Below are 24849 nucleotides of genomic sequence, written 5' to 3' on the forward strand. Positions count from 1 at the left end.
TCGGGTGCGGCGGCCTCGTGCTCCGCGAACCGCTCAGCTCTCGCCGAGGTAGGCGTCGCGGACCCGCTGGTCGGCCAGCAGCTCGTGGCCGGGGCCCTGGAGCGTCGTGCGGCCCAGGTCGATCACGTACGCCTGGTCGGAGAGCGCGAGCGCCGCGAGGGCGTTCTGCTCGACGAGCAGGATCGTGGTGCCCTGCTCCTTGAGCTCCTTGATGGTGTCGAAGATCAGCTGGGTCATGATCGGCGACAGGCCCATCGAGGGCTCGTCGAGCATGAGCAGCCGGGGCTTCGACATCATCGCGCGGCCCATGGCGAGCATCTGCTGCTCACCACCGGAGAACAGACCCGCCTTGTTGTGCCTGCGCTCGCCGAGCACGGGGAACAGGTCGTACACGCGCTGCATGTCCTTCTCCACGCCGTCGTCCTTGCGGACGTAGGCGCCGAGCTGGAGGTTCTCCTCCACGGTCATCCGCGGGAACAGCCGCCGCCCCTCCGGGGAGTGGGCGACGCCGGCGCCGAGGATGGCGTGCGCGGGCTGCGCGTGGATCGGTTCGCCCTCCAGCAGGATCTCGCCGGAGGCGGGACGCAGCAGACCGGAGATGGTCCGCAGCGTCGTGGTCTTGCCCGCGCCGTTGCTGCCGATGAGGCTGACGATCTGACCGGCCTCGACGGTGAACGAGATGTCGCGGACGGCCTCGATCGCGCCGTAGGCGACGCTGAGGTTGCGGACCTCGAGCAGCGGACTCATGCCTGCCCCTCCTGCGCACCGCGGTGCTGCTGTTCCTCGACGACGCTCGCGACCTCGGCCTCGACCTCGTCCGGCGGCTTGCCGAGGTACGCCTCGACGACCCTGGGGTCGCCGCGCACCACGTCCGGCGTGCCCTCGACCAGCAGCTCGCCCTGCACGAGGACGGACACCTGGTCGCAGAGGCCGAAGATGAACTTGATGTCGTGCTCGATCACCACGACCGACACGCCCGTCTCGCGGATCGCGAAGATGAGCTGCCTGGCGGCCTCGGTCTCCTGCGGGTTCATGCCGGCGGTCGGCTCGTCCAGCAGCAGCACGGCCGGGTCGGTCGCCAGTGCCCTGGCGATCTCCAGGCGGCGCTGGTCGCCGTAGGGCAGGTTGCGCGCCAGCTCGTCCTCCAGCCCGGACAGGCCGACGAACTCCAGCAGCTCCCGCGAGCGCTCCTTGGCCGCGTTCTCGCCCTTGCGGTAGGCGGGACCGTGGAACAGGGAGGCCAGCGGACCCTGCTTCATCCGCACGTGCCGTCCCACCAGGACGTTCTCCAGCACGGTCATGCTGGGGAACAGCCGGATGTTCTGGAACGTGCGGGCGACGCCCGCGGTGGTGACCTTCGCCGGGTCGCCGGGCAGCGTCGTGCCCTTGAGCAGGACGCTGCCGGTGGTCGGCGTGTAGAGCCCGGTGAGGCAGTTGAAGAACGTCGTCTTGCCAGCCCCGTTGGGACCGATCAAGCCGAGGATCTTGCCCTCCTCCAGCTGCAACGAGACGTTCTTCAGGGCCTTCAGGCCGCCGAAGACCATCGAGACGTCGCGTGCTTCCAGCACTGGCGTGCTCACGCCTTGGCCTCCTTCACGGCTCCGGGAACCTCGTGCACCTCGTCGACCGGGGCGCCGCCGACGTCCTCGTCGGCCAGCTCGGCCCTGCGGTGCCGGTCGGGCACGAGGCCCTGCGGGCGGAACCGCATGATGAGCACGAGCGCGAGACCGAAGATCAGCAGGCGGTACTCGCTGAACTCGCGGAGCTTCTCCGGCAGCACGAACAGCAGCGACGCGCCGAGGACCGCTCCGGGGATCGAGCCCATGCCGCCGAGGATGACCGCGGCGAGCAGGGTGACCGACTCCAGGAACTTGAAGCTCTCGTAGGACACCGTGCCGTTCTTGTGCGCGAAGACCGCGCCCGCGAGGCCGGCCAGCATGGCGCCGACGAGGAACGCGAGGATCTTGGCCTGGCCGGTGCGGATGCCCATGGCGCGGGCCGCGTCCTCGTCCTCGCGGATGGCGATCCACGCGCGGCCGATGCGGCTGAACTTGAGGTTCGCGAACACCGTCATGACGAGGGCGACCAGCAGCACGATCAGGACGTAGTAGAGCACGCCCGCCGGGAGCTTGATCGACCCCAGGGTGAACGACTTGTTGAAATCGGCCCCGAACAGGCTCAGCGCCGGAATGCCGGGGATGGCGTTCGCGCCGTTGGTGAGCCCGCCGATGTTGTTCTGGGCGGAGCGGGTGAAGATCTCGCCGAACGCCAGCGTCACGATCGCGAGGTAGTCGCCGCGCACGCGCAGCGTCGGCGAGCCGACGATGGCGCCGAAGATGCCCGCGACGACCGCCGCGATCACCGCGGCGACCGGGAACGGCAGGTGCACGCCGAACGCGGCAGCGGCCGCGCCGGAGAAGTTCGCCGCGACGAGCGCGCCGATCCCCATGAACGCCACGTAGCCGAGGTCGAGCAGACCCGCCAGGCCGACCACGATGTTGAGGCCGATGGCGGTGGCGGCGTAGATGCCGATGTTCGCCGCGACGGTCATCCAGTACTCGGAACCGGCGTCGGTGAACGGCAGCAGCAGCGCGCAGAGCAGCAGCACGACCACGCTGAAGATCCGGTGCTTCTCCGACAGCTCGGAGACGAAGCGGATCGCTCCGGTCGCGCTGAGCGCGGCCATGGCACCGGCGGCGAAGCCGAGGAAGGCGAGGAACAGCGGACCCGCGTAGGGGTTCGCCGCACCGCCCTGACCACCCGCGGTGAGCACCAGCGAGACGCCCAGCAGCACCAGGACGAACACCACGACCAGCACCGCGTAGGCGGCGGCGGTCGGCAGCTTCAGCGTCCAGTGGGCCGGGGGCTCCACGCCGAGGGCGATCGCGCCGAGGATCACCGCGGCGCCACCGACCAGGCCGACGAGGGCGCCGAACGCGGTCGCGCCGTCAGCCGCGGTGATGGCGCCGAGGCCACCGCCCTCGATCGTGATGAACAGGCCGCTGATGACCGACACGAGCAGGCCGCCCCAGCCCAGGGCGCGCAGCACGCGCGCCCGGCTCGGCACGGGCGCGAACGAGGCGATCAGCACGAGCAGGCCGAGCAGCAGCAGGTGGAACCGGAAGCCGGTGACCGCGAAGGGCGCGTCGAAGAACTGGAGCGTCGCCTTGTCGGGGTACGGGCCCTCGTTGAGGACGAACGTCGCCCACGGCAGCAGCGCCGCGACGATCAGGAGCACACCGCCGACGAGTACCAGCGGCCGGGCGAACGGCCGGACGATGTTGGACACCTTGTTCACGCGCGCACCCTTTCCGGCTCGCCGAACAGGCCCTGGGGCCGGAACACCAGCACCAGGATGAGCACGACGAAGATCCAGACGTAGTCGTACTGGGTGCCGCCGGGCATGTACTGGCCACCGATGGTCTTGACCAGGCCGATGATGAAGGCGCCGATCACCGCACCGCGGATGCTGCCGACACCCCCGAGAACGGCCGCGGTGAACGCGAAGATGCCGGTCTGGAAGCCCATGTCGATGTTGACGTTGGTGATGTAGCTGCCGTAGAGCAGACCGGCCACGCCGGCCAGCGCCGCACCGAGCACGAAGGTCAAGACGATCACCCGGTCGGGGTTGACGCCCATCAGCTTGGCGGTGTCCGGGTCCTGCGCCGTGGCGCGCATCGCGCGGCCCATGCGGGAGCGGTTGATGTAGACCTGGAGCAGGACGGACAGGACGATCGACACCACGATGATCAGCACGCCGGACCACGGCACGCTGATCGGGCCGAGCGCCAGGTTGCCCTCGGCGAACACGCGCGGGAAGCGCAGCGCGGACGTCGCGTCGGGGTAGAACGTGCGCACGGCCTCCTGGAGCGCCACCGAGATGCCGAGCGCCGTGATCAGCGGGGCGAGGCGGGGCGCGTTGCGCAGGGGCCGGTAGGCGAAGCGCTCCATGATCAGCGCGATCACCACGGCGACGACCACGCCGCCGAGGAGCATGAGGGGCAGGCTGAGCACCCAGCTGTCCTTGATCCCCTGCGGGAGGAGCCAGGTGTAGGTCGCGAGCGAGCCGTACGCGCCGACCATGAAGATCTCACCGTGCGCGAAGTTGATCAGCTGGATGATGCCGTACACCATCGTGTAGCCGAGGGCGATCAGGGCGATCAACCCGCCCTGGACCACGCCGTTGGCCAGCTGTTGAAGCAGGATAGACACGACTACCTCCATAGGCGGCGGGGGCGAGCGATGCTCGCCCCCGCCGTGGTCTGACTAGTGCCCAGTAGTCGTGATCAGCCCGCGAACTCCCCGGTCTTCGCGTCCTTCCAGGCACCGGCGGTGACCTGGTAGACGGTCAGCACCTTGTTGGTGCTGTCGCCGAACTCGTCGAACGCGACGTCACCGGTGGCGCCGGAGGCGGAGTACTTGCCGACGGCCTCGATCAGCGCGTCGCGCTTGTCCTCGGACCACTCGCCGCCGTCACCGAGGGTGGTGGCGAGCGAGGCGATGATCGCGTTGGCCGCGTCGTAGGAGAACGCGCCGTACGCGCCGTAGGCGTCGCTGTACTTCTTGGCGCTGTACGCGTCGACGAACGTCTTGGCGCTCGGGAGCGACTCGGTCGGCGCGCCCACGGAGGTGGCGAGGTCGCCGTCCTTGCCGCCCAGCTCGATGAACTTGCCGTCGAAGATGCCGTCGCCGCCCATCAGCGGGATGTTGAGCTGGGCGTCCTTGAGCTGCTTGCTCAGCGGGCCGCCCTGCGGGTACTCACCGCCGTAGTACAGGGCCTCGGGGTTGGCGGCCTTGATCGTGGAGATGACACCGGCGAAGTCGGTGTCCTTCTCGCCGACCTTCTCCTGGGCCACGATCTCGCCGCCCTTGGCCTTCACGCGAGCCGCGAACTCGGTCGCCAGGCCCTCGCCGTAGGTCTTGCCGTCGGTGATGATGGCGATCTTCTTCTTGCCCGCGTCGTTGACCAGGTAGTCCGCGGCGAACGGGCCCTGGAGGTCGTCCGTGGTGCACACGCGGAAGTAGTTGGCGAAGGCGCGCGCCGGGGCGGTGGCGAAGTTCTCACCGCGGGTCAGCGACGGGTTCGTGTTCGCCGGGGAGACCTGGACGATCTTCTTCTCGAAGAGGATCGGCTGCACGGTCTGCGCCACGGACGAGTTCAGGGTGCCGATGACGCCGACGACGCTCGTGTCGGAGGCCAGCTTCGTGGCGGCCTGCGCGCCCTTGGCGGGGTTCGCCTCGTCGTCCTGCGTGTCGACGGCCAGCTTGTAGCCCTTGACGGTGCACTTCTCGTTGGCCTCGTCGACGGCCAGCTGGGCCGAGTTCTTGATGCCGAGGCCCAGGGCCGACAGGCCACCGGACTGCGGGGCGATGACGCCGACGGTCAGCGTGCCCTTCGACGTGTCGCAGCTGCCACCGGCAGTGCTGCCACCCTCGGTCTTGTTCGTGCTGCACGCGGCGACGAGCAGAACGCCGACCACGATCGCTGCGGACTTCACAGAGTGCTTGCGCACGTGAGTCCCCTCCTTGATCCCAGCTCCTCGCGGACGCGAGTTCGCCGCGTACCGCTCTTACACCCGTCTAGTGAGGGTTGGGGCGGAACGTAGGCGATGAAGAGGGGCGCAGTCATCACGACGATAGGGCTCGTGACCATAACGCAACTCGGCGTTATGGTTTTCTTGAGGATCGCTACGGACAGTCACAGGCGATCACTCGTGATTGTCGGCGGTCAATGCGCGGCGGATTAGCACACGCGGACGCGCCGTCTTGTTAACGAACATTAAGCACTGGTCACATCATCCCAGGACTGGAGGTGTGCTGAGTGCCGTCCGCGCTGTGAGGTGCATCGCCCGCGCACCCGGTTCGCGACCGTCCGCGGACGTGGCCCGACGGCGTGGACGGGGAGGTGGGGCGAGACGCGCCGCGCGCAGAGAGGCACGACGCGGACGGCGCAGACGGCGCGGACGGCGTCGCGCTCGTGGTCGGCCGCATCGGCGGCGAAGGGGCGCGCGGGGTGGGGAGGGCACCACCCGGTGCTCATCGGCCTCGGCCGGGCACCGGCGGGCGAGCACGTCGTGGAGGTGCGGAAGAGGGGCGCGCCCCGGCTCGTCGCGGCGCGGCCGGAGCTGCCGGCCGCGACGACCCGGAACGCGGGTGGATCAGCCGAAGTTCTCGATCACGGCTTCCGCGACGGCCTTCATGGTCGTGCGGCGGTCCATCGCGGTGCGCTGGACCCAGCGGAAGGCCTCCGGCTCGGACAGTCCCTGCTTGCTCATCAGCAGACCCTTGGCGCGCTCGACGACCTTGCGCGTCTCCAGCCGCTCGGTGAGACCGGCGACCTCGTTCTCCAGCGCCTGCAGCTCCGAGAAGCGGCTCATCGCCAGCTCGATGGCCGGGATCAGGTCGCGCTTCTGGAACGGCTTGACCAGGTACGCCATCGCGCCGGCGTCACGAGCCCGCTCCACCAGGTCGCGCTGGCTGAACGCGGTCAGGATCACGACCGGAGCGATGCGTCCGCCCGCGATCACCGACGCCGCCTCGATGCCGTCGACCTTGGGCATCTTGACGTCGAGGATCACGAGGTCCGGACGGAGTTCGGTGGCCAGCTTCACGGCCTCGTCGCCGTCTGCGGCCTCACCGGCCACCTGATAGCCCTCCTCGCGGAGCATCTCCACGAGGTCGAGGCGGATGAGCGCCTCGTCCTCGGCGACGAGCACGCGACGCTGGACGACCTGGGCCTCCGGCTGGGCCTCGGCAGCCTGTTGGGTCACCGGGGTTCTCCTGACGGGGATCTTGCGCCACGCCTGACACGGTCGCGTCAGGCCGAGAGCGCAGTCTACCTGCGTGAGCGGTGCTCACCATCCGTGTCCGCCGTGATGGTGAGCACGACTCACGACGCCGACGTCGCAGCGTCGAGCCCCGCGTCCGGAGTCACTCCCAGGGGGTGTACTCCCGCGGCCAGCGCAGGGCCGCCATCCGCTCGTCCAGCACCGGGTCCGGGGCCTGCACGGCTCGCAGGTGGACGGTCGTGGCCCCGTCGGACAGCGACACCACGTCCGGGCCGTCGACCGACCGGCCGAACCCCGGCAGCCCGAACACCGGGTGCAGGAGGCGGTCGGCGGTCCCGGCCGGGTCGTCGTCGCCGGGCCGGTCCAGCCACCACTGCCCGTCGGTGCCCCACACCCGCAGCCACGGGGCCGCCGCGAACAGGTGAACGCGGCGCAGCAGCGCGCTGCCCGCGTCCGCCGGGCCCGCCACCGCGCCGTGCTCGGCGAGGTGGGCGCGCTCGGCGGCCGTCAGCGCGGGGCCGGTGATCCGCTCGGTGGGCACCCCGCGGTGCTCCAGCAGCGCGCGCACGTACCTCTGCGCCGCCTCCCAGCCGGTCGCGTCCACCCCGGCCAGCACGACGGACGCGCCCGGTTCGTGGACGAGGAACAGCTCGGCGGAGCGGGGGTGCTGCCGGGAGCGCAGGCCGGGCAGTCCGAGGAGCTGTCCCGCCTCGGTCCGGGGCAGCAGCTCGTAGAGCAGCGGGCCGACGGCCAGCGGCGCCGGGTGCAGCCGCACCACGGGACCGTCGAGCTGGACCGCGGCCACGGCGTGCGCGGACCGGGTGATGCTCGCCGGTGGCCGCAGGTGCAGGTAGCCGGCCGAGTCGCTCACCGCCTGGAGCACGCGCGCCTCCAGCTCGCGCTGGGCGGTCGTGGTGGCCGCCGGCAGCAGCGCGTCGGCGATCCGGTCGGACACGGGCACGCCGTCGCGCAGCGCCGCGACCAGCGCGGCGCGGTCGTCGGCCGACAGGGAGGCCAGCGCGGCGCGCACCGCGGGGACGGCCTGGCTGGGGTTCTCGCCGGTGCGGGCACGGCGGAGGTCGACGAGCTGATCGGTCAGGGACGTTCGAGACACCGGTGTCCTCGTTCCCGCCGCCCGGCTCGGCGAAGGAGGACGCGCACGAGTGGCGTCGTCGTCGGAAGTTCGTCGTCGAGCAGGGGTGCCCCAACCCCTCGGCGGATCTGCCACTCGACCGCCGGGGAGTGGCTCCAGCCAGGCGTCTGCTCGCGCACGCCGTACCCCGATCCTAGCGGACTCCCGGTCTGCGGTGGCGCGTCGCGGTGCGGCACCCCACGCTTCCCCTGACACCGACCCGGGAGGAACCCGTGACGATCCGACCCCGCACCCCGGCACCGCTCGGCACCGCCGCCCTGCTCGGCGCGGTCCTGCTCACCGCACCGGGCACCGCGACGGCAGCCGACGTGGACTTCACGGGCGCCGTGGCGCTGAGCAACTGCTCCGGCGCCGTCGTGCGCGCCCCCGCGTCCGCGCCGTCCGATCCGGCGCTGGTGATGACCAACGGGCACTGCGTGCGGATGCTGGCGGCGGACGAGGTGCTGGTGGACCAGCACGCGTCGCGCACGTTCGCGCTGCTGAGCCCGAGCGGGAACGACGAGCTGGCGGTGCTGCGGGCGACGCGGCTGGAGTACGCCACGTCCACCGGCACCGACCTCGCGCTCTACCGCACCGACACGACGTACGCGCGGATCGAGGAGCTGGGCACGCGCGCGCTGCCGCTGTCGCGGACCCCGCCGCCCGTGGGCGCGGACGTGCGCGTCGTGTCCGGCTACTGGAAGCGCGTGTACTCCTGCTCGGTGGACGCCGTGGTGCACGAGCTGCGCGAGGGCGACTGGACGTGGCGCGACTCGATCCGCTACACGGAGTCGTGCGACACGATCGGCGGCACGTCGGGCTCACCGGTCGTGGACGCGGTCAGCGGCGAGGTGGTCGGCGTGAACAACACCACCAACGAGAACGGCGAGCGCTGCACGCAGGACAACCCGTGCGAGGTGGACGAGGCGGGGTCCGTCGTGGTGCGCGAGGGCGCCCGCTACGGCCAGCAGACGCACATGCTCGCCGCGTGCGTGGGCGGGGGCGGCCGGGTGGTGCTGACGCTGCCCGGCTGCGACCTCCCCCGCCCGGCGGAGGTCGCGGTCTCGTGAACCGCGACCTCCGCCGCCGCACGACCTAGGCTGGCGGGGTGAGCGCAGAAGCCGACACCGACACCGTCCGCCGCGTCCTCGCCGAGTGCGACACGTGGGCCGTCGTCGGGCTGGGGAACAACCCGGCCCGTGCCGCGCACGGCGTGGCGAGGTTCCTCCAGGAGCGCGGCAAGCGGATCGTGCCCGTCCACCCGAGCGCGGAGACCGTGCTCGGCCAGCGCGGCTACGCCTCCCTCGCCGACGTCCCGTTCCCGGTCGACTGCGTGGACGTGTTCCGCAACTCCGACGCGGCGGGGCAGTTCGCCGACGAGGCGGTGCGCATCGGCGCGCGGGCGGTGTGGTTCCAGCTCGGCGTGATCGACCACGAGGCGATGGCCCGTGCGCGAGCGGCCGGGCTGGACACCGTCATGGACCGCTGTCCCGCGATCGAGTGGCCGTCGCTGGGCCCGTCAGCTTGACGCCTCGGGCCGTTCCAGCGGCTTGCGGGCCGACTCGCGGTTCTTCGCGGGCTCGCGGCGCTGCTTGGCGTCGTCCACCTGCCTGATCAGCTCCTTGCGCACCTCGATGAGACCGCTGTCGAGGTCGTCGAGGGTGGAGGTCGCCACGAAGGGCGGCCAGCCGGAGAGCCTGGCCTCCAGGGTGATCTTCTGCTCCTTGCCGCCGCGCTCCTTCACCGAGATGCGCAGCTCCACCTGGTTGGGGTTCCACCCGGCCAGGTGCTTCGCCAGCGGCCCGAGCGTGCGCAGCACTCGCGGCTCGTCCGACTGGCTGAAGCCGGAGTCGAGGAGCAGGCGGTCTTCCAGGACACCAGCGGGGTCGGTCATGGGATTCCTCTCCGTCGGGGGTGTGGTTGTCACGCGGGTTGCCCGCCCGGGACCGGTTCCAATCCACCCGTCCGCTCAGCGGGTGATGTGCCAGAGGATCACGTTGTGCGCGTGGTGCGCCTTGTCGTGCCCGCGGAACTCCACCTCGTGCACGTGCGTGCCGCTGGTGATCGCGATGGAACTGGTGCTGAAGAAGCTGCCGCCGAAGCTCTTGTTCGACAGCACGGCCACGCTGCTGATCCGCTGGTAGGGCAGCGACACCAGCGCGACCTTCTTCCCGACGAACGACTTGTCCTGCACGACCACCCGCAGGTTCGTCAGCCCGAGGAAGCCCGTTCCCGCCCCGATCGCGTCGTAGACGGCGAGGATCTGCTCGCCGTCGAGCAGCCCGCTCGCGATCTGCTCGTACTGCTCCCGCTTGTCGAACACCGGCTTGTCGTTGGTCGTCACGTCTCCAGGGTGCCAGTGCAGGGTCGAGGAGTGGATTGCCCCGAACGGGGTAACCCCCCGGCACGACGGTGGCCGTCCCGGCCGCCCCTGGTCAGGAGGACGCAGCGATGGGTCTGGGTGACAAGTTCGACGGTCTCAAGGACAAGGCTCAGGACGCGGTGGGCCAGCACGGCGACAAGGTCGACCAGGGCGTCGACCGCGCCGGGCAGTTCGCCGACGAGCGGACCGGTGGGCAGCACACGTCTCAGATCGACCAGGGCGAGGACAAGGTCAAGGAGGGGCTGGACCGCTTCGGCGACCAGCGCTAGGACCCCGCAGGACGCCGCACGGGCGGCACGCGGCGCGTGACGTGCGCCGCGGGCCGCCCGTGGTGTGGCGGTCGAACCGGTCAGCTGTTCGAGTCGGCCGCCTCCGACGTGCTGGCGACGCGGTTGCCGCGGAAGCGCAGCACCAGCGTCCCCACCACGACGAGCAGCAGCAGACCGTAGGCGATGATCGCGAACGGGCTCGCGACCAGTGCGCCCAGGTCGCCCTGGCTGATCTGGAGCGTGCGCCGCAGCTGCTCCTCGGCCATCGGGCCGAGGATCAGGCCGACGACGGCCGGGGCGATCGGGTAGCCGTGCCGGCGCATGAAGAACCCGATGACGCCGATGATCAGCAGGATCACCAGGTCGTCCACGATGAAGTTCACCGCGTAGGTGCCCAGCGCGCCGAACAGCAGGATGCCCGCGTAGAGGTAGGGCCGCGGGATCTGCAGGACCTTCACCCAGATCTTCACCAGGGGGAGGTTCAGCACGAGCAGCATGACGTTGCCGATGTAGAGGCTCGCGATGAGCGCCCACACCAGCGCCGAGTTCTCGCCCTGGAACAGCATCGGGCCGGGGTTGATGCCGTAGCTCTGGAACGCCGCGATGATGATCGCCGCGGTCGCCGACGTGGGCAGGCCCAGCGTCAGCAGCGGCACCAGGACACCGGCCGCCGCCGCGTTGTTGGCGGCCTCCGGTCCGGCCACGCCCTCGATCGCGCCCTTGCCGAACTCCTCGGGCCGCTTGGAGAGCTTCTTCTCCGCCGCGTAGGACAGGAACGTCGAGACGTCCGCGCCGCCGGCGGGGATGGTGCCGATCGGGAAGCCGATGGCGGTACCGCGCAGCCAGGGCTTCCAGGAACGCTTCCAGAAGTCGGCGGTGTTCCACCTCCCGCCGACCGGGACGACGTGCACCGGCCCGTGCCGCAGCCGCGAGGCCACGTAGAACGCCTCGCCGATGGCGAAGACGCCGACCACGACGATCACCACGTCGATGCCGTCGCCCAGGGTCGCGGACCCGAAGGTGAAACGGGCCTGGCCGGTGAGCGTGTCGGTGCCGATGAGGCCGACGAACAGGCCCAGCGCGAGCGAGGCGAGCCCGCGGCTCATCGACGAGCCGAGCAGCGCGGCGACCGTGGTGAACGCGACGACCATGAGCGCGACGTAGTCGGCCGGTCCCAGCTTGACCGCGAGTTCCGCGATGGACGGTGCGAGCAGCGTGAGCAGGACCGTCGCGATCGTGCCCGCGACGAACGAGCCGATGGCCGCGGTGGCGAGCGCGGCGGCGCCGCGTCCCGCCCTGGCCATCTTGTTGCCCTCGACCGCCGTGATGATCGACGCGGACTCGCCGGGCGTGTTCAGCAGGATCGACGTGGTCGACCCGCCGTACATGCCGCCGTAGTAGATGCCCGCGAAGATGATCAGCGACGCCGTCGGTTCGAGCGAGAGCGTCAGCGGCAGCAGCAGCGCGACCGTCATCGCGGGGCCGATGCCCGGCAGGACACCGACCAGCGTGCCCAGCGTGACGCCGATGAACGCGTAGAGCAGGTACTCGGGTTGCGCCGCGGTGGCGAACCCGTCCAGGAGTGCGCCGAAGTTACCCATCGATCAACGGCACCCCCTCCAGGATCCCCGCCGGCAGGGACAGGCCGAGGCCCGCGCCGAAGGCGATCTGCACGACGACCGCGAGGACGACGCCCACCACCGCGGGCTTCCACCACGGGCGGGCGCCGAGGGACCACGCCGCCCCGGCGAAGAGGATCGCCGCGGCGATCATCCAGCCGAGCACGTCGAGCAGCAGGATGTGCGCCACGAGGAACACGACCAGCTTGAGCACGGTGAGCCAGTCCGTCTTCACGTTCGCGTCGACGTCCTCGCTCTCCTCCTCCTCGCCGAACCTGCCGCGCACGGTGGCGATCAGCACCGCCACGCCGGTCGCCACGAGCAGCGCGCCCACCGCGTAGGGGAACGCGCGGGGGCCGAGCGCGTTCGCCGAGTTGCGCACCGAGATGGTCCCGGTGTCGACGATCGTGAAGATCCCGAGCGCCACGACGAGCACGCCGAACACGTACTCGCCGATCTTCTTGGCCGCCCCCGGTCCGTCCGGGGGCGGTGTGTCCACTTCGGTTGCAGCGGGTGAAGAGGTCACGGCACCAGACCGATGTCCTGCAGAACGGGCTTGATGCGGCCGATCTCCATGGTCAGGAACGTCTGGAACTCGTGGCCGGTGAGGAAGGTGTCGTTCCAGCCCTTCTTCTCCAGCTCGGCCTTCCACGCGGGGCTGTCGTGCATCTCGGTCACGAGGGAGACGAGCTTGTCCTTGGCCTGCACGGAGATGCCGCCGGGGGCCACGACGCCGCGCCAGTTGGTCAGCTCGACGTTCATGTCGGACTGCTTCAGCGTGGGCACGTCGGGCAGCGCCGCGTTGCGCTGCGGGCCGGAGGTGGCCAGCGCGCGCAGCTTGCCGGCGAGGATCTGCTCCTTGTACTCGCCGATGCCGGAGATGCCGGCCTTGACCTGGCCGCCGAGCAGCGCCGCGAGGGACTCGCCGCCGCCGGAGAAGGGCACGTAGTTGAGCTTGTCGAACGCGATCTGCTTGTCCTGGAGCATCAGTCCGGCCAGGACGTGGTCGGTGCCGCCGGCGGAACCGCCGGTGATCGCGATCTCCTTGCCCTTCTCGTTCACCGCCGCCATCAGGTCCGAGACCGTCTGGTAGGGGGAGTCGGCGGGAACCACGACGACCTCGTCCTCGGCGGTGAGCCGGGCGATGGGCGTGGTGTCCTCGAGGCGCTTCTCCGAGGCGTTCGTCTCGACCGCACCGACCATGACCAGGCCGCTGATCATCAGGTAGGTCTCGGACTTCTCGTTGGCCAGCTTGGCCAGGCCGTTGGTGCCACCGGCACCACCCACGTTGCTGACCTGCACGTTGCTGACGATGTCAGCGCCCTGGATGGCGGCCTGCATCGAGCGGGCGGTCTGGTCCCAACCGCCTCCGGGGTCGGCCGGCGCCATGATCTCCAGCTTGTTGATCGACGTCGCCGACGACGACGAGCCGCCGCCGCAGCCTGCGAGCGCCACGCTCGCGGCCACGAGACCCGCCATCGCGACCACCGTTCCGCGACGCTGTCCGGCAACGGGACGCAGTCCGGTGGTGTTCCTTCTGAGCATCGAGCCCTCCGCGCTAGTTCGAAGCATCCGTGCCCCGATGGGCCGCAACCTAGGTCCGTCCACCCGAGCGATGAAGAGACTGGCCGTAAGGGTCGTATTGGTCGTTAAGGTCGTGAGACAGCTCACAGGCCGCACAGGACAGAATGTTGTCATGCGCAGAGCGGTTCCACTGGGTCTCTACCTGCTCGCCCTGCAGGTGGCGATCGTCCTGGCCACCACGGCGGCGGCCGGTCTGCTGGCCGCGAAGATCCAGCACGACCGCATCCGCGCGAACTACGCGTCGCAGATGCTGTCGGTGGCCGAGAGCGTGGCGAAGCTGCCGTCCGTCGTGGACGCGTTCTCCTCCCCCGAGCCGTCGGCGACGATCCAGCCGCTGGCCGAGCTGATCCGCAAGTCCTCCGGAGCCACCTACGTCGTGGTGACGGACACGAGCGGCGTCCGCTACGCCCACCCCGATCCGGCGCGCATCGGCGAGCTGGTGTCCACGGACCCGAGCCCGGCGCTGGCCGGCACCGTGTTCGTGGGCACCGAGACCGGCACCCTGGGCGTGTCGCTGCGGGCGAAGGTGCCGGTGCGCAGCGCGAGCGGGGAGATCATCGGCATGGCGTCGGTGGGCATCCTGGAGAGGGAGCTGGCCTCGGACCTGTCCGAGGACCTCCAGCAGCTCGTGGGGTGGCTCGGCGGCGCGGCGGTGCTGGGCGTGCTCGCGGCTGCGCTGGTGACGCGGACGGTGCGGCGGCGGATCTTCAAGCTGGAGCCGCGCGACATCGCGCACCTGCTGGAGACCCGCGACGCGATGCTGCACGGCATCCGCGAGGGCGTCGTCGCCGTGGACGACCGCGAGCGGCTGGCGCTGGTCAACGACGAGGCGATGCGCCTGCTCGACCTGCGCGTGGACCCCACGGGGATGCCCGCGGTGGAGGTGCTGGAGCAGGGCGGCCTGCTGGACCTGACCCGTGCGAAGGAGGACGTGTCCGACCAGCTGGTCCTCGCCGGTGAGCGCGTGCTGGTCGCGAACCGGATGACCGCCACGACGCAGGGCCGCCGGGTGGGCGTGGTGCTCACGCTGCGCGACCGGACCGAGCTGTACGACGCGTTGCGCGAGCTGGACGGGCAGCGCACCCTCACCGAGGTGCTGCGCGCGCAGGCCCACGAGTTCTCCAACCACCTGCACGTCATCGGCGGGCTGCTGGAGCTGGAGCGCCGCGAGGACGCCGTGCGCTACATCGAGCGCGTGGGCGGTGGCGGCGCGCTGACCTCGGCCGCCGTGGACGGCGCGATGGGCGATCCGGCGCTGGCCGCGCTGCTGCTGGCCAAGTCCAGCACGGCTCACGAGCGCGGGGTGCTGGTCCGGTTGGACCCCGACTTCGAGGTGGCCCAGGACGCGGGCGATGATGCCCTCACGGTGCTGGGCAACCTCGTCGACAACGCCGTCGACGCGGTGGGAGCGGGAGGAACGGTGCAGGTCCTGGTGCGGTCCGACGCGACCGGGGTGCGCATCGTCGTCTCCGACGACGGCCCAGGGGTCCCCGAGTCCGACCGCGGGAGGATCTTCGAGCTGGGCGTGACCTCGAAACCGCAGCGCAACGCCCACGGTCGTGGCATCGGCCTGGCCCTGGTGTCGCGCGTCGTCGGCCGTCGGCGCGGACGGGTCGAGATCGGCGACTCCTCCCTCGGCGGGGCCGCGTTCGACGTGTGGCTGCCCTCGGGAGCGGCGTCGTGACCTCGCCCGTGCGGACGATCGTGGTCGACGACGACTTCGCCGTCGCGGCCGTGCACCGGGGCTTCCTGGAGACGCTGCCGGAGTTCACCGTGGTCGCCGAGGCGCACCGCGGCCTGGACGCGCTGCGCGCCATCGAGGAGCTGCGGCCCGACCTGGTGCTGCTCGACATCCACCTGCCCGACATCTCCGGGCTGGAGGTGCTGGCCAGGCTGCGCGCGCGCAGCGGACCGCAGGTCGACGTCATCGCGATCACCGCGGCGCGCGAGGTGGAGACGGTGCGCCAGGCGATGTCGCGGGGCGTGGACCACTACCTGGTGAAGCCGTTCACGAAGGCCGCGTTCCTGGACCGGATGCGGATCTACTGGGCGCAGCGCAACGAGGTGCTGCGGTTCACGCGCGAGGACGACGCCGTGCTGGACCAGGAGGAGGTCGACCGCCTGCTGGCCGCGGGCCAGAGCCGCTCTCCCACCGCGACGCTGCCCAAAGGACTGTCGGCGGTGACGCTGCGCCTGGTGACCGACGCCCTGAAGGCCACGGACGGCGATCTGTCCGCGCAGGAGGTCGGCGACCGCGCCGGGCTGTCGCGGGTCAGCGCGCGCCGCTACCTGGAGCACCTCGTGGCCGTGGGCAAGGCCGAGGTCCTGCCGCGCTACGGCATGGCCAACCGGCCCTCCCACGGCTACCGCTGGCGCGGCTGCTGACCCTGCCGGGGGCAGCGTGCAGCGCGGATCCGGCGCGGACCCGCGACGCGCGCGACGTCAGCCGGCGTGGAACGGACGGTGGACGAATCCACCGGTCCGAGGACGACGGTGACGCGCGGCGAAGTGGTGTCCCTCGGCGCAGCCGATGAGCAAGCAGCCCGCGAGCAGGGGAAGCACCTCGCTGCCGGTCACGGCCAGCGAGGTCACCACCACCGCCCACACGAGGAGCCTCATGCTCTCCAGGTAAGCAGGATCACGTCGCGAACACATCGCATTTGTCCAAGTTTTGAGACAACGGGTCACGCGCCGGGCACGACGGCGTCCACCACGGTGCCCACCAGCGGCCACGCGCCGGGCACGAGCAGCACCCCCACGACCGTGAAGACGGGGAAGAGCAGCAGGTTCTCCACCGGACCGCCGGTGCGGAAGCGCAGCCACCTCGGCGGCCGCAGCTCGTACCACGTCTCCCCCGCGATCGGCAACGGGAACAGGAACGGACAGCCCGACATGGTGATCGAATCGCCGAGGTCGTGCACGACGCAGCCCACGGCCACCGCGACGCCCAGCTCTCCGGACAGCGCGCCGAACTGGTTCACCGCCGCGTCGAGGCCGTTCTGGTAGAGCCACAGCAGGATCGCCGCTCCGGCGACCAGACCGACCCAGTCCCCGAGCGCCGCCTCGGCCAGCAGCGCCGAGAACACCGCGACGCCGAACACCGCCCACCCGCCGCCGAGCTCCGTGACGCCGGCGACGAAGTAGCCCAGCAGCGCGGCGAACAGCACGGTGTGCGAGAGGTGCCGGTGCTCGCCGGTGACGGGCTCGTCGCGCGGCCCCTTCGTCACGGCGTAGACGTAGCGGGACGACTTGCGCAGCACGAACGACAGCGCCCCGGTCAGCGGTCCGAGGAACCGCGACGCGGTCGACGAGCGGTGGTCGAAGTCCGGCAGCAGGGCGAACCCCGCCGTCACCAGCCCGATCAGCACCGCGCCGGCCACGTCCCCGTGGCCCAGCAGCGGCGCGATCCCCATTCCCGCGCACCATCCGGTGAGCGCGTGCGTCCTCCCCATCACCCCCCGACTAGATCACAGGTGGATCAGCGGGCCGCGCACCCGGCACCTTCCCCGACAGCGTGAAGCTCGGCCACCCGATGGTGTGGGCCCCGCCGCGCGAACGCGGTCGCGGACCGCGGCGCGGTTACGTTGCTGACCGTCGTCCCCCGCCCGCCGCGAGGAGTTGTCAGTGATCACGCGCGAGCGCGTCGGCGCCGCGGTCGACTCGCCGCGGTTCCACCACGCGATCATCGGACTGATCGTCCTCAACGCCCTCACGCTCGGGCTGGAGACCTCGCAGCGCCTGCTGGAGGGCTACGGGCCGCTGCTGCGCGGCTTCGACCGGCTCGTGGTGGCGATCTTCGTCGTCGAACTGCTCGCCCGGTGCTACGCGCAGGGCCGCGCCTTCGTCCGCGATCCGTGGAACTGGTTCGACGTGGTCGTCGTGAGCATCGCGATCGTCCCCGCCACGGGGGCGTTCTCGGTGCTGCGGGCGCTGCGCGTCCTGCGGGCCCTGCGGCTGATCTCGATCGTGCCGAGCATGCGGCGCGTGGTGTCCGCGCTGCTGGCCGCGGTGCCCGGCATGCTGTCGATCGGCGCGCTGCTGGTGCTCGTGCTCTACGTGTCGGCCGTGATGGCGACGAAGCTGTTCAGCACCACCGCGCCCGAGCGGTTCGGCGACCTGAGCGACTCGCTGCTGACGCTGTTCAAGATCATGTCCGGTGAGGGCTGGTCCGACGTGTCCGACGAGGTGATGCGGACGCAGCCGTTCGCGCTGGTGTTCTTCGTCGTCTACATCGTCATCACCGCCTTCACCGTGCTCAACCTGTTCATCGCGGTGGCGGTCAGCGCGATGGAGTCGCAGGTGAGCGAGGAGCGGCGCGAGCAGAACTCCGAGGACGCGGCCGTGGCGCTGACGATCCTCGACGAGCTGCGCGCGCTGCGCGCCGAGGTGGACGCGCTCGGGGGCGAGCGTCCCGCGGTGCCCGACCAGCGCTGACGGGTTCCCCGCGCTTGACACGGGCGGCACGCGGAGGAGAAGCTCTCCCGGTTCCACTAGTTCAGTAGTTGAACGGTGATGAGAGCGGCGTGATCGAGTTCAGGATCGACCGGCGGTCCGGCGTGGCCACGTACGTGCAGATCGTGCAGCAGACCAAGCAGGCGCTGCGACTCGGCCTGCTCGGGCCGGGCGACCGGTTGCCGACGGCCAAGGAGGTCGTCACGGCCACCGCCATCAACCCGAACACGGTGCTCAAGGCGTACCGCGAGCTGGAGCGCGAGGGCCTGGTCGAACCCCGCCGCGGTCTCGGCACCTTCGTCTCGGCGTCGCTGGCCGCGCCCGCCGTTCCCGAGGACTCCCCGCTGCGCGCCGAGCTGAGCGACTGGATGCGCCGCGCCCGCGAGGCGGGTCTGGACCGGGAGGACGTGGACGCCGTGTTCACCTCGACCCGGTCCGAGCACTACGAGGCGTGACCGGGACCACCACCTCCTCCGGACGAGGGTGAGCCGCACCACCGCCTTGGACACTCTGTCCAACACTCAGACTCTTCGTCTACAGTTCGCGGTGTGACAGCGGACGCGATCCTCGACGCCCTGAAAGACGTGGTGCCCGGCCTCGCGGCGACCTTCGGCCGCTCCTGCGAGGTCGTGCTGCACGACTACCGGCGGCCGGAGCACTCGGTCGTCGCCGTGGCGGGCGACCTGACCGGACGCCACGTCGGCGGCGCGATGAGCGAGATCGGCTTGTCCGTCCTCGCTCGCGGGGACGACGCGGAGAACGAGCTGAACCACGTCACGCGCACCCCGTCCGGCCGCACGGTCAAGTCCTCCACCCTGCCCCTGCGCGACGAGCACGGCCACGTGTTCGGGGCGCTGTGCGTGAACCTGGACGTGACGGCCCTGCGCCAGGTGGGCGACCTGCTCGCCGACCTGGCGGGCGGGGAACCGGCCGCGGTCCCCACGACCACGTTCACCGACGACGTGGACGAGGTCGTCGACGCCGTCGTGCGGGCGGAGGAGCTGGCCCTGGCCAAACCGGTGGACGGCCTGAGCAGGCGCGAACGCCTGCCCCTGCTGCGGACGCTGGACCGGCGCGGCGTCTTCCGCGTGCGCGGGGCGGCACCCCGCGTGGCCGCGCGCCTGGGCATCTCCCGCGCCTCCCTGTACGCCGACCTGGCGCAGTGCCGCGGCGCCGACGACACACGGACCGAGGAACGGTGAACACACCCCACCTGCTGCTGGACCGGGCGGTGCTGGAACGCAACGTCGCACGTCTGCGCGCCCGGCTGGACGCGCTGGGCGCGCCCCTGCGCCCGCACGTGAAGACCGCCAAGTCCGTCGACGTGGCGAGGCTGCTGTTCGACGGCGGCACCGGTCCGATCACCGTGTCGACCCTGCGCGAGGCGGAGGCGTTCGCCGACGCGGGCTTCACCGACGTCCTGTACGCCGTGGGCATCGCACCGTCCAAGCTGGACCGCGTGGTCGCGCTGCGGCGGCGCGGCGTGGACCTCGTGGTGCTGCTGGACTCGGTGGAGCAGGCGGTCGCCGTCGCGGAGACCTCGGTCGCGGCCGGAGCGCCCCTCCCGGCGCTGATCGAGGTCGACTGCGACGGGCACCGCTCCGGCGTGCTGCCCGGCTCGCCGGACGTGATCGCCGTCGCCGACGCCCTGGTGCGCGGAGGGGCCGAGCTGCGGGGCGTGCTGGCCCACGCGGGCGAGTCCTACTTCCGCTACGACGCCGACTCCCTCGCCGCGGCGGCGGAGGCCGAGCGGGCCGCGGCCGTGCGCGTGGCGGAGGACCTGCGTGCCGCGGGCTTCGCGTGCCCGGTGGTGAGCGTCGGCTCCACGCCGACCGCTCACGCGGCCCGCGACCTGACCGGGGTGACCGAGGTGCGGGCGGGCAACTTCGTGTTCTTCGACCTGGTGATGGCCGGGATCGGGGTGTGCTCCGTCGACGACCTGGCCCTGTCGGTGGTCGTCACGGTGATCGGCCACCGCCCCGACAAGGGGTGGATCCTGACCGACGGCGGCTGGACGGCCACCTCTCGGGACCGCGGCACGGCGCGGCAGCCGGTGGACCAGGGCTACGGGCTCGTCGCCCGGCTCGACGGCGGCGTGTACCCCGACCTGCTCATGACGGACGCGAGCCAGGAGCACGGCGTCCTGTCGGTGCGCGCGGGCAGTGCCGCCCCGCTGCCGGACCTGCCCGTCGGAACGCGGCTGCGCGTCCTGCCCAACCACGCCTGCGCGACCGCGGCCCAGCACGAGTCGTACCGGGTCGTCGACGGCGAGGCGGTCACCACGTGGCCCCGCGTGAACGGCTGGTGAGGGCGTCGTGATCGTCGTCCAGGAGGAGGAGTCGGCCGCCCCGGTGACCGAGGAGCTGGCCTGCGAGGCCGCTCGGCTCGCCCTGCTGGCGGCCGTGGCCGAGGGCACGGACTCGTTCGCCCCGGTGATCGGCCACGGCTCGTCGCCCGACGACCGCTTCACGGTGAAGTCGGCGACGACGGCCGACACCGCGGGCGTCAAGATCGGCACGTACTGGCCGGGCAACAGCGACCTGCCCCGGCACAGCTCGCTGATCCTGCTGTTCGACCAGGCGATCGGCCGGGTCGGCGCGGTGATCGGGGCGGGCGGGGCGAGCAGGAGCTGCCACCGGACCTGCTGGCGACCGCGAGCCCGTTCTGCGACCTGCCCGCAGACCCGACCGGTTCGGAGGGGTCACGGTTCCCGGACCGCGGCGCGGCCGGGTTCCAGCACGCGGTCGAGGCGGACGGGGAGGACCCGGTGGCGGGTGCCCGTGGCGTGCCACACGGCGTTGGCGATCGCCGCCGCGGTGCCGGCCGTGCCGATCTCGCCCAGTCCGTTGAACCCCGACGGGTCCTGGGGCTCGTAGTCCGGCACGAAGTCGGCCTCGACGTCGGGCACGTCGGCGTGCGAGGCGATGTGGTAGCCCGCGAAGTCGCCGTTGACCAGCCTGCCGGTCCTGGCGTCCCGCACGCTCTCCTCGTGCAGGGCCATGGAGAGTCCCATGACCATCCCGCCGACCACCTGGCTGCGCGCCAGCAGCGGGTTGATCACCCGGCCCACGGCGAACAGGCCGAGCAGACGGCGCACCCGCACCTCGCCGGTCGCCGGGTCGACGGCGACCTCCGCGAAGACGGCGCTGAAGGTCTGCCGTTCCCCGCCCGGCCGGAAGTCGATCATCGTGGTGGTGTCCACCGTCGCGGTCACCGGCCCGGCCGGGTCGCCGGGGTTCTCCCGCAGCTTCTTGGCGGCCTCGGTGATGGCGAAGGACCAGGACGTCGTCCCGCGGGAACCGCCAGCGCCCCACGCAGCGCCGAGATCGCTGTCCCCGATCCTGATCCGGATCTTCTCCGTGCCGACCCCGAGCGAGTCGGCGGCGACCGCGGTCAGCGCGGTGCGGGCGCCCGTGCCGATGTCGCTCGCCCCGACCGACACCGTGAACGTCCCGTCCGTCTCCGCGGTGATCGAGGCCGTCGACGGGAACACCCCCGCGCCGAACGACGTGGTGGCCACGCCGCTGCCGATCAGCAGCGCGCCCTCGCGCCGGGAGCGGGGACGCCGGTCGCGCGCCGCCCAGCCGAACCGGCGCGCTCCCTCCCGCAGGCAGGCGACCAGGCGGCGGGTGCTGAAGGGCAGTCCCGAGACGGGCCCGACCGCGGGCTGGTTGCGCAGGCGCAGCTCCACGGGGTCCAGGTCCAGCCGCTCCGCCACCTCGTCGATCGCCGACTCCAGGGCGAACGAGCCGGGTGTCGCGCCCGGCCCGCGCATCGAGGCCGGTGGCAGGACGTCGAGGGGCACGGCGACGAGCTGCGTGCGGATCGCCGGAGCCGCGTACAGGACCTTGGTCTGCTCGGTGCAGGCCTCGATGTACTCGGCGAGCGGCGAGAGGGCGTAGGCGGCCCGGTGGCGCACGGCCCGCAGACGGCCGTCGGCATCGGCGCCGATGGTCAGCAGCTGGTCCGTGGGGGGCCGCGACGAGGTCGTCTCGAAGACCTGCGCCCTGGTCATGACGATCCGCACCGGACGTCCGAACCGCCGGCTGGCCAGCGACCCGAGGATCACCGGAGGACCGCAGGCGCCCTTGCCGCCGAACCCGCCGCCGACGTGCTCGGAGCGGACGTGCACCCGCTCCCGGTCGATGGACCACAGGGCGGCCAGCACCTCGGACACGCTGAACGCCCCCTGGTTGGAGTCCACGGCGTACAGGTCGCCGGAGTCCCACCACACGGTCGCGGCGTGCGGCTCCACGGCGCAGTGGCTCTCCTCCGGGGTGCGGTACCGCTCCTCGACCACGACGGCGGACGCGGCCAGTTCCGCGTCCAGGTCACCGGTGTCCGCCTCCGGGCCGAAGGCGGTCGACGCCGGACGCGCGGCGGGGTGCTCCAGACCGAGGTCCAGGTCGTGCGGCTCGGCGTCGCAGGTCACCCGCAGCGCCGCCGCAGCCGCTCTGGCCTGCTCGGGCGTTTCCGCCACCACCAGCGCGACCGGCCAGCCCGCGTACGGGATCACCTCGTGCTGCAGCAGTTGCAGGCTGCCGTCCGGGCCGAAGTAGTTGCCGGCCCCCTGGTCGAGCCGGGGTGCGTTGCGGTGGTCGAGCACGCCCAGCACGCCCGGCATGGCGAGCGCGGTCGAGGCGTCGACGTCACGCACCCGGCCGCGGGAGGTGGTGGCGGTCACCATCCAGCCGTGGGCCAGGTCCGGCAGCGGCACGTCCGCGGCGTAGCGGGCGGCGCCGGTGACCTTGAGCGGGCCCTCGATCCGGGGGCGTGACGCGCCGACGGCGCCGGGAGCGGGTTCTGGACTCATCGGTTCTCCTCCGTCGCAGCGAGTTCGGCGAGCACGGCCCGGATCAGGTTCCGCGCCAGCGGCACCTTGTACCCGTTGTCGGGCAACGGCTTCGCGTCGCTCAGCGCCTCGTCGGCGCAGGTGCGGAACCCGTCGGCGGTCGGGCGGGCGCCGCGGAGCACGGCCTCGGCGGAACCGGCCCGCCAGGGACGCGACGCCACGCCGCCCAGCGCGATGCGCACGTCGTGCACCACGCCGTCGCGGACGTCGAGCGCGGCGGCGACGGAGACGATCGCGAAGGCGTACGACGCGCGCTCGCGGACCTTGCGGTAGCGCGACCGCGGGCTCACCGCGGACCCCGGCAGCACGACGGCGGTGATCAGCGCGCCGGGCGGCAACGCGGTCTCCCGGTCCGGACGGTCGCCGACCGGCGGGTAGAACCGCGACAGCGGGATCTCGCCCGCGCCGTCGAGCGTCTGGTAGCGCACGACCGCGTCGAACGCGGCGAGCGCCACCGCCATGTCCGAGGGATGGGTGGCGACGCAGTGCTCGGAGTGACCGAGCACCGCGTGGTTGGGGTGGACTCCCCCGATCGCGGCGCACCCGCTGCCGGGAACCCGTTTGTTGCACGGCCGGGAGAGGTCGGCGAAGTAGCCGCAGCGGGTCCGCTGAAGCAGGTTGCCGCCGACCGTGGCCACGTTCCGCAGCTGGCCGGACGCGCCCGACAGGACGGCCAGGGCCAGCGCCGGGAACCGGCGGCGCACCTCGGGATGCGCGGCCACGTCGCTGTTCGTCGTGGTCGCACCGACGACCAGTCCGCCGTCCGGGGCGACCTGGACCCCGTCGAGCGGCAGCCGTCGCACGTCCACCAGCCGGGTCGGCTCCTCGACACCGCGCTTCATCAGGTCGACGAGGTTCGTGCCCCCGCCCAGGTACCGGGCGCCGGCGTCCTCGGCGACCGCGGTGAGCGCGTCGCTGACCCGCGCCGCGCGCCGGTAGGCGAACTCCCTCACGCCGCACCCCCCTGGCGAGCCGCGGTCTCCAGCACCGCGCGCACGATCGACGGGTACGCCCCGCAGCGGCACAGGTTGCCGCTCATCCGCTCGCGCACCTCGGTCTCGTCCAGCTCCGGTACCCGGTCCGGCGCGTCGCCTGCGGTGACGGCGCTGGGCCAGCCCGCCGCGTGCTCGGCGAGCATCCCCACCGCCGAGCAGATCTGCCCGGGGGTGCAGAAGCCGCACTGGAAGCCGTCCAGGCGCACGAACGCCTCCTGGATCGGCCGCAGCTCGCCCTCGGCGGCCAGTCCTTCGACGGTCGTGACCGCGGTGGCGTCGGCGGCGACCGCGAGGGTCAGGCAGGAGAGCACTCGCCGGTCGTCGCACAGCACCGTGCAGGCCCCGCACTGCCCGTGGTCGCACCCCTTCTTCGGCCCGGTGAGGCCGAGGTCCTCCCGCAACAGGTCGAGCAGCGTCCGGCGGTTGTCCACGGACAGCCGGTGGAACGCCTCGTTGACTCTCAGCGACACGTCGGTGCGCGTGTGATCGATCATCGCAGTCCTCGTTCTCGAACGGACGACGGTGCGTGCGGCCGCGCCGGTACGCGGGACCTCCGGCAGAGGTGGACGAGGGCCGGCGGCGGCGACATCGCTTGTCGTGGCCCGAGTCTCGGTGCCGCCGCGTCGATCCACATCGGTCATCCGACTCCGGGAACTCGGCGCCGGCGCCCCGCACGCCCGTTGGGTCGTTCGACGGATGCGCCGGCCACGAGCCGTGCTCCACCCTCGACGGCGTGGCACCACCAGGACGGGGACACCGCTCGGCGTCCCACCAC

Annotated in this window: 26 protein-coding genes; 9 read left to right on the top strand and 17 right to left on the bottom strand. The window is 71.8% G+C overall.

Translation table 11 applies throughout. The annotated features are described in order from the left end of the window. Positions 1-33: 33 nt before the first annotated feature. From IMZ35_RS00470 to IMZ35_RS00500, 7 genes are all read right to left on the bottom strand, one after another. Positions 34-747 carry an ABC transporter ATP-binding protein gene (locus IMZ35_RS00470; protein ID WP_199438854.1) on the bottom strand — a complete coding sequence of 238 codons (714 nt, stop codon included), beginning with the start codon at positions 745-747 and terminating at the stop codon, positions 34-36. Further along, positions 744-1580, bottom strand: a complete 837-nt coding sequence (locus tag IMZ35_RS00475) for an ABC transporter ATP-binding protein (protein ID WP_307867611.1) — start codon at positions 1578-1580, stop codon at positions 744-746. The genes IMZ35_RS00470 and IMZ35_RS00475 overlap by 4 nt, the downstream gene beginning before the upstream one ends. After that, on the bottom strand, positions 1577-3298 hold the full coding sequence (locus tag IMZ35_RS31610) for a branched-chain amino acid ABC transporter permease (protein ID WP_199438855.1): 1722 nt from the start codon (positions 3296-3298) through the stop codon (positions 1577-1579). The genes IMZ35_RS00475 and IMZ35_RS31610 overlap by 4 nt, the downstream gene beginning before the upstream one ends. Beyond that, entirely contained in the window at positions 3295-4212 is a 918-nt protein-coding gene (locus IMZ35_RS00485; RefSeq protein ID WP_199438856.1) for a branched-chain amino acid ABC transporter permease, read from the bottom strand. The genes IMZ35_RS31610 and IMZ35_RS00485 overlap by 4 nt, the downstream gene beginning before the upstream one ends. Before the next feature lie 74 nt (positions 4213-4286). Then, the gene (locus IMZ35_RS00490) at positions 4287-5513 is read right to left on the bottom strand and encodes a branched-chain amino acid ABC transporter substrate-binding protein (protein ID WP_307867613.1); all 1227 of its coding nucleotides are present in this window, start codon (positions 5511-5513) and stop codon (positions 4287-4289) included. 645 nt (positions 5514-6158) lie between these two features. Continuing rightward, positions 6159-6770, bottom strand: a complete 612-nt coding sequence (locus IMZ35_RS00495; protein ID WP_199438857.1) for an ANTAR domain-containing response regulator — start codon at positions 6768-6770, stop codon at positions 6159-6161. 160 nt (positions 6771-6930) lie between these two features. Beyond that, positions 6931-7902, bottom strand: coding sequence for a hypothetical protein (locus IMZ35_RS00500; RefSeq protein ID WP_199438858.1), 972 nt, complete (start codon positions 7900-7902; stop codon positions 6931-6933). Between the two features lie 251 nt (positions 7903-8153). Between IMZ35_RS00500 and IMZ35_RS00505 the strand changes: the two genes are divergently transcribed. Both IMZ35_RS00505 and IMZ35_RS00510 read left to right on the top strand, forming a co-directional pair. Next, on the top strand, positions 8154-8990 hold the full coding sequence (locus tag IMZ35_RS00505) for a S1 family peptidase (RefSeq protein WP_307867615.1): 837 nt from the start codon (positions 8154-8156) through the stop codon (positions 8988-8990). Positions 8991-9028: 38 nt separating this feature from the next. Then, the gene (locus tag IMZ35_RS00510; RefSeq protein WP_199438859.1) at positions 9029-9448 is read left to right on the top strand and encodes a CoA-binding protein; all 420 of its coding nucleotides are present in this window, start codon (positions 9029-9031) and stop codon (positions 9446-9448) included. Here the strand turns inward: IMZ35_RS00510 and IMZ35_RS00515 are convergent. After that, complete coding sequence (locus IMZ35_RS00515) at positions 9440-9814, bottom strand: HPF/RaiA family ribosome-associated protein (RefSeq protein WP_199438860.1); 375 nt, start codon at positions 9812-9814, stop codon at positions 9440-9442. The two genes, IMZ35_RS00510 and IMZ35_RS00515, sit on opposite strands and share 9 nt — an antisense overlap. 75 nt (positions 9815-9889) lie before the next feature. Then, positions 9890-10264, bottom strand: a complete 375-nt coding sequence (locus IMZ35_RS00520) for a PH domain-containing protein (protein ID WP_199438861.1) — start codon at positions 10262-10264, stop codon at positions 9890-9892. Positions 10265-10371: 107 nt separating this feature from the next. Between IMZ35_RS00520 and IMZ35_RS00525 the strand changes: the two genes are divergently transcribed. Next, complete coding sequence (locus IMZ35_RS00525) at positions 10372-10572, top strand: antitoxin (protein ID WP_199438862.1); 201 nt, start codon at positions 10372-10374, stop codon at positions 10570-10572. A gap of 80 nt (positions 10573-10652) precedes the next feature. On the opposite strand, the gene IMZ35_RS00530 is transcribed toward IMZ35_RS00525, so the two are convergent. The 3 genes from IMZ35_RS00530 to IMZ35_RS00540 are packed head-to-tail and all read right to left on the bottom strand — an operon-like array spanning position 10653 to position 13736. After that, the gene (locus tag IMZ35_RS00530) at positions 10653-12173 is read right to left on the bottom strand and encodes a tripartite tricarboxylate transporter permease (protein ID WP_199438863.1); all 1521 of its coding nucleotides are present in this window, start codon (positions 12171-12173) and stop codon (positions 10653-10655) included. Next, positions 12166-12690 carry a tripartite tricarboxylate transporter TctB family protein gene (locus IMZ35_RS00535; RefSeq protein WP_307867617.1) on the bottom strand — a complete coding sequence of 175 codons (525 nt, stop codon included), beginning with the start codon at positions 12688-12690 and terminating at the stop codon, positions 12166-12168. Before IMZ35_RS00535 ends, IMZ35_RS00530 begins: the two co-directional genes overlap by 8 nt. Positions 12691-12713: 23 nt before the next feature. Next, a complete protein-coding gene (locus IMZ35_RS00540) occupies positions 12714-13736 on the bottom strand; it encodes a Bug family tripartite tricarboxylate transporter substrate binding protein (RefSeq protein WP_229369214.1) in 1023 nt (340 codons plus the stop codon). 151 nt (positions 13737-13887) lie between these two features. On the opposite strand from IMZ35_RS00540, the gene IMZ35_RS00545 reads away from it, so the two are divergent. Together IMZ35_RS00545 and IMZ35_RS00550 are read left to right on the top strand one after the other, a co-directional pair. Next, positions 13888-15459, top strand: coding sequence for an ATP-binding protein (locus tag IMZ35_RS00545; protein ID WP_229369216.1), 1572 nt, complete (start codon positions 13888-13890; stop codon positions 15457-15459). Further along, positions 15456-16160 carry a response regulator transcription factor gene (locus IMZ35_RS00550; protein ID WP_307867618.1) on the top strand — a complete coding sequence of 235 codons (705 nt, stop codon included), beginning with the start codon at positions 15456-15458 and terminating at the stop codon, positions 16158-16160. Before IMZ35_RS00545 ends, IMZ35_RS00550 begins: the two co-directional genes overlap by 4 nt. A 57-nt stretch (positions 16161-16217) precedes the next feature. Here the strand turns inward: IMZ35_RS00550 and IMZ35_RS00555 are convergent, their stop codons facing one another. Both IMZ35_RS00555 and IMZ35_RS00560 read right to left on the bottom strand, forming a co-directional pair. After that, positions 16218-16394: a hypothetical protein gene (locus IMZ35_RS00555; protein ID WP_199438866.1), complete on the bottom strand. Its 177-nt coding sequence runs from the start codon at positions 16392-16394 to the stop codon at positions 16218-16220. Positions 16395-16459: 65 nt separating this feature from the next. Continuing rightward, positions 16460-17227: a metal-dependent hydrolase gene (locus tag IMZ35_RS00560; protein WP_199438867.1), complete on the bottom strand. Its 768-nt coding sequence runs from the start codon at positions 17225-17227 to the stop codon at positions 16460-16462. 172 nt (positions 17228-17399) lie between these two features. Here IMZ35_RS00560 and IMZ35_RS00565 point away from each other — a divergent pair, with 172 nt between their 5' ends. The 4 genes from IMZ35_RS00565 (at position 17400) to IMZ35_RS00580 (ending at position 20535) form a co-directional block, all read left to right on the top strand. Further along, positions 17400-18209 carry an ion transporter gene (locus IMZ35_RS00565; protein ID WP_199438868.1) on the top strand — a complete coding sequence of 270 codons (810 nt, stop codon included), beginning with the start codon at positions 17400-17402 and terminating at the stop codon, positions 18207-18209. Between the two features lie 89 nt (positions 18210-18298). Further along, positions 18299-18682, top strand: coding sequence for a GntR family transcriptional regulator (locus IMZ35_RS00570; RefSeq protein WP_199438869.1), 384 nt, complete (start codon positions 18299-18301; stop codon positions 18680-18682). A gap of 93 nt (positions 18683-18775) precedes the next feature. Then, a complete protein-coding gene (locus IMZ35_RS00575) occupies positions 18776-19429 on the top strand; it encodes a helix-turn-helix transcriptional regulator (RefSeq protein ID WP_199438870.1) in 654 nt (217 codons plus the stop codon). Next, positions 19426-20535 carry an alanine racemase gene (locus IMZ35_RS00580; protein WP_199438871.1) on the top strand — a complete coding sequence of 370 codons (1110 nt, stop codon included), beginning with the start codon at positions 19426-19428 and terminating at the stop codon, positions 20533-20535. Before IMZ35_RS00575 ends, IMZ35_RS00580 begins: the two co-directional genes overlap by 4 nt. Positions 20536-20928: 393 nt before the next feature. On the opposite strand, the gene IMZ35_RS00585 is transcribed toward IMZ35_RS00580, so the two are convergent. From IMZ35_RS00585 to IMZ35_RS00595, 3 genes are read right to left on the bottom strand one after another with little or no spacing between them, the layout of a single operon-like run. After that, positions 20929-23040: a xanthine dehydrogenase family protein molybdopterin-binding subunit gene (locus IMZ35_RS00585; RefSeq protein WP_199438872.1), complete on the bottom strand. Its 2112-nt coding sequence runs from the start codon at positions 23038-23040 to the stop codon at positions 20929-20931. Next, positions 23037-24032 carry an FAD binding domain-containing protein gene (locus IMZ35_RS00590; protein WP_199438873.1) on the bottom strand — a complete coding sequence of 332 codons (996 nt, stop codon included), beginning with the start codon at positions 24030-24032 and terminating at the stop codon, positions 23037-23039. Before IMZ35_RS00590 ends, IMZ35_RS00585 begins: the two co-directional genes overlap by 4 nt. Continuing rightward, the gene (locus IMZ35_RS00595) at positions 24029-24568 is read right to left on the bottom strand and encodes a (2Fe-2S)-binding protein (protein ID WP_199438874.1); all 540 of its coding nucleotides are present in this window, start codon (positions 24566-24568) and stop codon (positions 24029-24031) included. The genes IMZ35_RS00590 and IMZ35_RS00595 overlap by 4 nt, the downstream gene beginning before the upstream one ends. Positions 24569-24849: the final 281 nt, after the last annotated feature.

This window comes from Umezawaea beigongshangensis (genome assembly GCF_016464305.1).
Classification (GTDB): domain Bacteria; phylum Actinomycetota; class Actinomycetes; order Mycobacteriales; family Pseudonocardiaceae; genus Umezawaea_A; species Umezawaea_A beigongshangensis.

Coding starts and splice junctions, on each gene's coding strand:
- IMZ35_RS00470 (WP_199438854.1), bottom strand. CDS start 747: ATGAGTCCGCTGCTCGAGGTCCGCAACCTCAGCGTCGCCTACGGCGCG.
- IMZ35_RS00515 (WP_199438860.1), bottom strand. CDS start 9,814: ATGACCGACCCCGCTGGTGTCCTGGAAGACCGCCTGCTCCTCGACTCC.
- IMZ35_RS00525 (WP_199438862.1), top strand. CDS start 10,372: ATGGGTCTGGGTGACAAGTTCGACGGTCTCAAGGACAAGGCTCAGGAC.
- IMZ35_RS00530 (WP_199438863.1), bottom strand. CDS start 12,173: ATGGGTAACTTCGGCGCACTCCTGGACGGGTTCGCCACCGCGGCGCAA.
- IMZ35_RS00540 (WP_229369214.1), bottom strand. CDS start 13,736: ATGCTCAGAAGGAACACCACCGGACTGCGTCCCGTTGCCGGACAGCGT.
- IMZ35_RS00545 (WP_229369216.1), top strand. CDS start 13,888: ATGCGCAGAGCGGTTCCACTGGGTCTCTACCTGCTCGCCCTGCAGGTG.
- IMZ35_RS00555 (WP_199438866.1), bottom strand. CDS start 16,394: ATGAGGCTCCTCGTGTGGGCGGTGGTGGTGACCTCGCTGGCCGTGACC.
- IMZ35_RS00560 (WP_199438867.1), bottom strand. CDS start 17,227: ATGGGGAGGACGCACGCGCTCACCGGATGGTGCGCGGGAATGGGGATC.
- IMZ35_RS00585 (WP_199438872.1), bottom strand. CDS start 23,040: ATGAGTCCAGAACCCGCTCCCGGCGCCGTCGGCGCGTCACGCCCCCGG.
- IMZ35_RS00595 (WP_199438874.1), bottom strand. CDS start 24,568: ATGATCGATCACACGCGCACCGACGTGTCGCTGAGAGTCAACGAGGCG.